Genomic DNA, 8,725 nt, shown 5'->3' on the forward strand with positions numbered 1-8,725 from the left:
GATAAAAAAGAGGGGCAATGATTCGGCTGAATCATTGCCCCCTTTTTTTTCACTCAGACAACAAGCCCTGCTCCCTTATAACGGGGGCAGGGTTTCTACTCTCAGAACTGCAGGCCAACCGGCTGCACCTTGGCCGCTTCACCAAAGACGCTGTTGAAGGATTGCGTCTGCGACCAGAAGTCGATGCCGACCAGGCCGCCATAGAATTGTCCGGCGGAGGCAGAGCCATCGACTTTGCCGCCTGCCGACGACTGGTACATCTTGGTGAAGTTCATCCCCGCCAGCCCACCCAAGCGCGCGCCATAACCGCCGCTGACGTCGCTGGTGGTTGTGGAGTTGCGGATTTCTCCTTCATTCTGCCCGGCCAGGCCTCCCACTCTGCTGTAAGCGCCGCCTTTGACCGAGCCTTTGACGAAGGCGTTGCCGACCTTGCCCTGCTGCCTGCCGACCAGACCGCCGACCAGGCTGGTTGTACCACCACTCACCGTGGCGGATACCGTGGCATTGTTGATATCGCTACCTTGGTTATAGCCGACCAGGCCGCCGACCTGGCTATTGGTGCCGCCGTTCACCGTGGCCGATGCCGAGGAATTGTTGATGCGGCTGTCCTGGCTATGACCGACCAGGCCGCCGACCTGGCTATCGTCGCGGCCCTCCACCATGGCGGATGCCGAGGTGTTGGTGATATCGGTATTCTGGCTGTGGCCGACCAGGCCGCCGATCCGGCTGCGATAGTAGCCGGTCACGGTAGTGGATACCGATGAGTTGGCGATATTGTCATTCAGGCTATGGCCGACGAGACCGCCGATACGGGCATCATTGCCGCCTGTAACAGACTGGGAGGTGGAGGAGGCATTAGCGATGGAGGACTTTTCGCTATAGCCGATCAGGCCACCGATGTTTGCCTTGTCGCCACCCGTCACCATGCCGGTGACTGTCACATTATCGATACGGCCGTTCCGATTGTAGCCAATCAGGCCGCCCACATTGCTACCGTACAGACCGGCCACATAGCCTTTGGCCGAGCTGTTGCTGATCGAGCCGTCCTGGTTCGTGCCGATCAGGCCGCCGATATTGGCATTCCTACCGCCTTTCACCGTGCCGGAGGCCGAAGCGTTATCGATGCGGCCGCCCTGGTTGTGACCAATCAGGCCGCCTACATTACTACTGTATCGGTCGGACACGTTGTTGTTGGCAGAACTGTTGGCAATCGAACCACCCAGGTTCTGGCCCACCAGGCCCCCGATCGCTTCCGTGCCATTGCCGGTTACGTCGCCGCTGGCGTGAGAGTTGGCCAGCGAACCCTGGTTGGAGCCAACCAGGCCCCCTATCCGACGAGCCCGGTTACCCGAGACATTGGTGCTAGAGCGGGAGTTGCTGATGCTGCCATTGCCCGTATTCTCACCGACCAGGCCGCCGATGTTCAGGTTGGCGCCGGCGAGGTCGATCGTGCCGGTGCTGGAGGCATTGGCGATGACCCCGCGGTTCGAGCCCACCAATCCACCTGCGTTTCTGGAATCACCATTCATCTGCCCCCTGAGGCTGACATCGGCATGGCTATTGGTGATTTTTGCCACGCCATCGGGATTGGTGATGTTTTCACCCACCAAGCCACCCATTGCAAAGGTGTGCTGGTTGCCGATCACCAGGCCGCTGGCCGAGGAGTTGGCGATGTCGCCGGCCAGGTTGAGCGCAACCAGGCCACCCAGCGAGTTCAGATGAGAGGCTCCGGTCACCCGTACATCCTTGGCCTTGACGTTGCGGATGCTGCCCATGTTCACCGCGGCAAGCGTGCCGACCTGGGTGTTGTAGTAGGTGGAATAAGCGCCGCTGGCTGAAATGCGTTCCAGGTTCAGGTTGCTGATCTGCCCCAGGTTCGCGCTGAACAGCCCGACAAAGGGAGTGGTGCTATAGATCGACAGGTCGCTGATGGTATTGCCCAGGCCATCGAGCTTGCCGGTGAAAGAATTGTCTTCGCCAAGTGTTTTGAAGCTGCCTTGGCCGGTGATCTGGTTACCCAGTACATAGCGGCCATTCATGTTGTTTTCGATATCGCGCAACTGCTTCAGGTTCTGCACCACCTGGTAGGACTCGCCGTTGGCGCTGAAGCGGGCATCCGCACCGGAGAGGGTGGCGCTCTTGTCATCCTGGAGGCTGTGGCCGTTTTTGGAGTTCAGTTCCAGGCTCGCTCCCGTTCCGGTTAGAGCGACATTGTCATTCAGGCGGATGCCGCCCTGTGCGGCATTCAAGGCCAGGGTTGCGCCGGCACCGGTGGCGCTCAATGCTGCATTCACCTCGACGTCGCCGCGTTCGGCGGTCAGGCCCAGCTTGTTACCGCTGTTCCAGGACACCGCCTTGTTGACCGACAGGTTGCCCTTGCTGCTCAGTTCAACGTTGGTCCGGGCCAGGTTCTGGGCCAGGGTATCGGCGTGCAGCGTCGGGGCAGTGTCGGTATTGCTGCCCGTTCCATTGTTACCGTTGATACCGCCGCCAATGACCAATCCACGCGTGGACGGATTCTCTGCCTTGGAAACGCTCACCTCGCTCGAGTGGATCTTCCAGGTACCGGTCGCTCCCTTGTCGGCGTGCGTATCCACTTGCGCGGCCAGTTGTACTTCGACCTGGGCGCCGCGGTTTTCCACCACGCCACCGTTGCCCTGGCCGCCAAGGGCGCTGGCGTCCTGGCGTCCGGCTACCTGGACGATGCCATTGTCGCCACCGTCCAGGACAATCTTGCCGGCCTTGTTCTGCAAGGTCTTGGCCTCGATTACGCCCTGGTTGCTCACTACATTGTTCAGCAGGCTGCTGGCGCTGCTGGCGGTCATCAACACCTGGCCACCATCGGCCTTGAGCAGGCCACCGTTCTGTACCAGGGCATCCACCGCCGCACTGTTCACCTGCAGGTTGAGCAGGCCGTTGCCGTCGAAGTTGACGCTGAAGTCCTTGCCCGCGCCCAGCGCGACACTGCCCATCTGCGCCTGGATCACCCCGCTGTTGCTGACCTGGGCACCGAGCAACGCGACGCTACCGCCCTCGCTGGCGGTGATCTGGCCGGCGTTGCTCACGGCAGAGCTGGAGTTCCCGGCAAAGCGGTAGGTGCCGTCGAGGAAGTCCTTGTCGCTGATGTTCTGGGTGGAAGCCACCAGGCCGCCGACGTTGACCTGGGCGGACTTGCCGAAGACCACGCCATTGGGGTTGATCAGGAACACCTTGCCGTTGGCATCGATGCGGCCCTGGATATCGCTGCCATTGGTGCCCAATACCCGGTTGAGGGCGATCGAGCTACTGCCGGGTTGGTGGAAGCTGACGCTTTCGTCGCCAGCGACGCTGAACTCGTTCCAGTTGGTGATCAGTTTGTTGCTCTTCTGGTCGACGGTCATGTGTTTGCCGTCGACCGTGGTATGGATGCCAGCGTCGCCCGCGACTACCGCCGCTCCACCCGGCAGGGCGAAGGCCGGAGCCTGGGCCAGCAGACCCAGCAGCGAGAAGCCGGCGGCGATCACGACCTTGAGGCGGCTGGATTTGCCTCGGCGCCGGGTTCCTTCGCTGGCGACGTTCCAGCAACCAGTGGCCTGGTTCCAGATCAGTGCATAGCTTTTGTTCATGGTGCTTCCTCTATATGAATACTCTGCTGATCCCCCCAGCAGAACGGGTACAACGGATGCGGGGCAGGCGCCGAGGCGGTCACGCAAGGCCGGGGCGCCTTCCCTCCATGCGGGAGGGAAGTTGTTTGTCTCAATCCATGCTTGATTTCATGGGCCTCCAAGCAAGGGAGGCTCATGGGGTTTTGTCAGATAAGACCTGCTACATAACGTCTATAAAATGGCTGCTCGAGTGTTTCGAGTGACTATCCGAATTCCCCAGCGAATTGATTGCAAGCCTGTACGCGCCAGCGTTGAGGCTGGAGTTATTTGCATGTAAATGCCTGGTTGCTCAGAGGGGTGTATTAATTAACAAAAGGAAATAAAATAAAAAACCAGAACTTTCTTAACTGGTCTACGGCGCTTTCCTAGTTGAAGTAAGACAGCTAGCTATTGCGCTCGTCATATTGAAGTCTTGCAGCCTGGTGCGCGATGGCCTGTCAGAATCAGAAGCGCGATTCCCTGGGAAAACCACCACTATCTCCGCTTTGGGAGGCATCGCAAAAACAGCGGGCCAGAGCCTTAGGCCTGCCTGACAGGCCTTCTCGATCGTCGAGCCTGGGCGGTTTCGGGCTGCGGTGCTTTTGTCCTGTGAGAGGGTTGTCTAAGTTAAAGCCTGGATGTAAGCCGACAGGGTCGATACTTCATGCATATCGGGAAATATCAGACCCATGCCGGCATGATATTTCGAATGCCAGGAAGTAATAGAAACACTCTCGGTCTGGAGTTTCTGGATTGAAAATACTTGTTTCTAGAAAGTGCTGATGCGCAGGCAGATATCTAGCGATATGGACTCTGAGGGAGATTGCTTATTCTGTTCGCTCTTTTCTGCTTTCGTATATGAATGAGCATGCGCTTCCTTTTAGGAATCGTCCTACTGATTGCGACGTCTATCTACTGTAGTTTTCCTGCCTCCTGCCTCCAGCCTTTCTCGAACGTCACGAATACCCGCACGGTTCGCTTCGTCGAGTCCATCGATGTTTTTGCATGGCGCGTAACAACGGGGGGGGAGGGCCGCCCTTCGACGCATACCGAGGTAGAGAATTTACCGTGAAGACTCCAGCTATCGCCGGACTGATTCTGGCCAGCTTCGCCCTGTTTTTTCCTGCTTGCTCCCAGGCTGGCATCAACCTGGAAAATACCCGGGTGGTGCTTGCGGCACCGAGCAAGGAAGCGTCCCTGGTGATCAAGAACAGCGCGACCGAGGACCTGATGTTCCAGGCCTGGGTCGAGTCGGCCGACAAAAGCGAGGATGTGCCCTTCGCCATCACCCCGGTGCTCAAGCGTCTGGCTGGCGAACAGCAGCAGGTGTTGCGCATTCTCTACAGCGGCAAGGGCCTGCCGACCGACAAGGAGTCGGTGTACTGGCTGAACGTGCGGGAGGTTCCGCAAAAGTCCCGGGAGGAAAATACCCTGCAAATCGCCGTGCAGCAGCGCCTCAAGCTGTTCTACCGGCCGGCCGGGCTACCCGGCAAGGTGACGGATGCGCCTGGGGAACTGAAGTGGCGGGTATCGGGCAAGGATGGGCACGCTCGCTTGGAGGTAAGTAACCCCACCCGTTTTCATGTGTCCTTTGGCTTGGTCATCTTGCGCAGGGGCAGCGAGGCCTACAACGCACCGATCGACATGGTGGCGCCGGGCGCGACCTTCGTCGCCGAGCTGCCTGGGGTGGCGGAAGACGTCCGCTCCGCTGACCTCAAGGTTGAGTTTCAGGTGATTGGTGACTATGGCGGAATGGACAGACATGAAAGTTCTGTTTCGAGCTAATTTTAGTTTTTTCTTTGGTGAATTATTAATCTGTCGACGATGAGTTGGTTTCAGTGTTTTTTATTGGCCAATTATATGGACGTGTAGGTGAGTGCTCGTCAGGGATAGTGATCTTGAAAGGTAGTTTATGCGGAAGCTGATATTCGGGGTTGTTGCTGCGGCTGGTTTTTTTGTTGCCGTAGATGTATTCGCTGCTTGTATCTGGTCGGGGGCAACTCCTACTCCTGTAAAAAGTATTCCAGTGCCTGCGCAAATTATTTTGAAGGCGGTACCCATTGGGGGAGAACTGGCAAAATATTCAGAAAACCTCTGGCCTCTTGATAAGAGCCAATGCCCAGGGGCAACTGAATACTCAATGTCTTTAGAAACGGCATTGCTTCCAACGTCACAGTCCAATGTCTTTGATTCTGGAGTCAAAGGGATAGGGGTGAAGTTCACTGTTGTAAGGGGGATGAATAATTTCACTAGTGGGGTCCCATTTTCCGATACCGCAGGCGACGGTCGGTCTCCTTATCTTCCGCATATCATGAACGTAACCTTTGTTCGTACCGGGCGCGATGTTGCATCGGGAAATGTCTCCTTGAATTTCAGGTCGGTCTGGAGACATGTGGAGCATACGCTCACGGTGCAATCGCAAGGCACCACCAAGCTGGTCAACGATATATTTTTCGCTGGTTGCGAATCCGTGGGTGCAGCAGTCAATGTCCCCATGGGCAAGCAGACTATCGACAACCTCAAGAAGGGAAGCGTCAAAGAGGTGCCATTCAACTTCGATGTCCGCTGCGAAGGCTTGAAACCTGACACGAAAGTTCCGGTAAAAGTCTACTTCGAAGGCAACTCCCAGGCCGACGGCCTGCTCAAGCTTTCCAACCTGGGCCAGGCGGGTGTTGCATCGGGGGTGGGCATTTCCCTGGTCAACGATAAGGGCGTCAAGTTGCCATTCGATATCTCCAGGTCCATCGCCCTCGATTGGAACAGGGAGATTGCGGAGGGCTCCATTTACCGGTTCTCCGGCAGTGCCAAATATGCCCCCACAGGTGGCGAGATAAAGCCGGGCAAAGGCGATGCGACCATGAGCTTTGTTCTTAACTATAACTGACTTACTGCCATGCAGTTCGCCAGTATTAGTGGTAGCGAGTTTTTATCACTTTTCTTGAGCGTTATTAACTTGTGCCTGTGGTACTTAATATGGCATGGGGAGAGGTGTTATATATGCGTAAGCTGATATTTGTCTTGATATTTTTATTCAGTCTGTTTACTAGGGAAGCGTTTGCAGTTTGCACGCTTCCGAATGTTCCGCAATTACTGGACATTGTTCTACCTGCTCAGGCCACCATTAAGGCTGCTCCTATTGGAGGGGAGCTTGCCAGGCGTGAGGTGAAGCTCTGGAATGCTTCTTCTAAGTGTGAGAGCGGGGATCGTCTCACTGCCAGAATCACGACTGCACTGAAGCCATCGGTGGTGCCTAATGTGTATGAAACAGGTGTCAAGGGCCTCGGCGTTCAATTCTGTGTGACCTGGTTTACTAGTTTGGTGTGTCCTTTCTATGCTCAGGGGGTTCATGGCTTGGGGGAGTGGCCTCTCCCCGGGTCTCTAGTGATGAAGATCATTCGCACCGATCGCAATGTAGAGTCAGGAAAAAGTGTACCGATGGCGTTCACCATAGATTGGCTAATCGGCGGCGCTGCCTTCCAGGTCAGAGGACAAGGCACTACCGAACTGGTCAACGATATATTTTTCGCCGGCTGTGAATCCGTGGGGGCGGCGGTCAATGTCCAGATGGGTAAACAGACCATCGAAAATATTACCCGGGGTAGCGTCCGGGAGGCACCGTTCAACTTCGATGTACGCTGTACAGGGTTGAAATCTGGGGCAAAAGTGCCGGTAAAAGTCTACTTCGAGGGCAGCTCCCAGGCCGACGGCATGCTCAAGCTTTCCAGGCTGGGTCAGGCTGGGGTCGCAACGGGGGTAGGTATATCGCTGGTCAACGACAAGGGGGCCAAGCTACCGTTCGACATCACCCGATCCATCGCCCTCGACTGGAGCAGGGATGCTGCCGATGGCTCCATTTACCGGTTCTCCGGCAGTGCCAAATACGCTCCGACAGGAGGCGAGATAAAGCCTGGCAAGGGCGATGCGACCATGAGCTTCGTTCTTAACTACAACTGATCGTCATTGGTGGCGGGTACTGTCAGGAAGGCCTGGCCTCTCTGCAGCGTTTTCAGAATGCTCCAATGCTCTTCTTGTAACCGGCAGATTGCTCGTTTTACATGGAGCGGGTTAGAGCATAGACCGGAGGAGCACAGTGAAGAACGATAAATGTTCCTCACCGAATTCGGTGAGCGGCTCAAGCTTGCATCCGCCTAGAGCGAACGAACCCGTATCTGAAGGCATCTGGAAGAGCTCAAAGAGCAGCTCTGACGGGAAGTTCACAGACGTCGCGGTGAACACGGACGCCTTGGCCTCATTGCTTCGGAAGCCGGAACGCAAAGGAAAGACAGGGTCATGAGTTTGATTGCAGTGTATGCGGACTGGGACGGACTCCCTGAGCCCCGACGACTTGGTGTCCTGCACAGCCGCAGAACCCGAGCAACCGAACGGTTCGAGTTCGAATGATGCTTGCAGGTCCCCGGGAAGCAAAGGTTCTGTGAACACCGTTCGGGGAGCCCTCCGTATGGAAGCGATCATGTAGCCATGCCACGCTCACCATCAGGCTCCTCGTGCGCGACCCTCGCTGTTTCGCATATGAGTGCGCATGTTCGCTTTAGGAATTGTCCTACTGCTTGCGACGCCTATCTACTGTAGTTTTCCTGCCTCCTGACTTTCTCGAACGTCACGAATGCCCGCACGGTTCGCCTCGTCGAGTCATCGATTTTTTTACATGGCGCGCAACAACGGGGGGCTGTCCTTCGACACATATCGAGGTAGAGAATTACCGTGAAGACTCCAGCCATCGCCGGATTGATTCTGGCCAGTTTCACCCTGCTTTTTCCTGCTTTCTCCCAGGCCGGCATCAACCTGGAAAACACCCGTGTGGTGCTTGCGGCGCCGAGCAAGGAAGCGTCCCTGGTGATCAAGAACAGCGCGGCCGAGGACCTGATGTTCCAGGCCTGGGTCGAGTCGGCCGACAAGAGCGAGGATGTGCCCTTCGCCATCACCCCGGTGCTCAAGCGCCTGGCTGGCGAACAGCAGCAGGTGTTGCGCATTCTCTACAGCGGCAAAGGCCTGCCGACCGACAAGGAGTCGGTGTACTGGCTGAACGTGCGGGAGGTTCCGCAAAAGTCCCGGGAGGAAAATACCCTGCAAATCGCCGTGCA

At 56.8% G+C, this 8,725-nt stretch carries 5 protein-coding genes; 4 read left to right on the top strand and 1 reads right to left on the bottom strand.

Going from position 1 to position 8,725, the window contains the following annotated elements; genetic code table 11:
• Positions 1–101 precede the first annotated feature (101 nt).
• On the bottom strand, positions 102–3,605 hold the full coding sequence (locus tag BMY68_RS01270; protein WP_085530210.1) for a GLUG motif-containing protein: 3,504 nt from the start codon (positions 3,603–3,605) through the stop codon (positions 102–104).
• 1,086 nt (positions 3,606–4,691) lie between these two features.
• Here BMY68_RS01270 and BMY68_RS01275 point away from each other — a divergent pair.
• The 4 genes from BMY68_RS01275 to BMY68_RS01295 form a co-directional block, all read left to right on the top strand.
• Complete coding sequence (locus tag BMY68_RS01275; RefSeq protein ID WP_085530211.1) at positions 4,692–5,408, top strand: fimbrial biogenesis chaperone; 717 nt, start codon at positions 4,692–4,694, stop codon at positions 5,406–5,408.
• A gap of 127 nt (positions 5,409–5,535) precedes the next feature.
• Complete coding sequence (locus BMY68_RS01280) at positions 5,536–6,507, top strand: fimbrial protein (RefSeq protein WP_085530212.1); 972 nt, start codon at positions 5,536–5,538, stop codon at positions 6,505–6,507.
• A 113-nt stretch (positions 6,508–6,620) separates the two neighbouring features.
• Positions 6,621–7,577: a fimbrial protein gene (locus tag BMY68_RS01285; RefSeq protein ID WP_085530507.1), complete on the top strand. Its 957-nt coding sequence runs from the start codon at positions 6,621–6,623 to the stop codon at positions 7,575–7,577.
• Positions 7,578–8,345: 768 nt separating this feature from the next.
• On the top strand, positions 8,346–8,725 hold a 380-nt coding region (locus BMY68_RS01295; RefSeq protein ID WP_139214883.1), incomplete at its 3' end, for a fimbrial biogenesis chaperone.

It is taken from the genome of Pseudomonas sp. NFACC41-3 (genome assembly GCF_900109505.1).
Classification (GTDB): Bacteria; Pseudomonadota; Gammaproteobacteria; order Pseudomonadales; family Pseudomonadaceae; genus Aquipseudomonas; species Aquipseudomonas chlororaphis.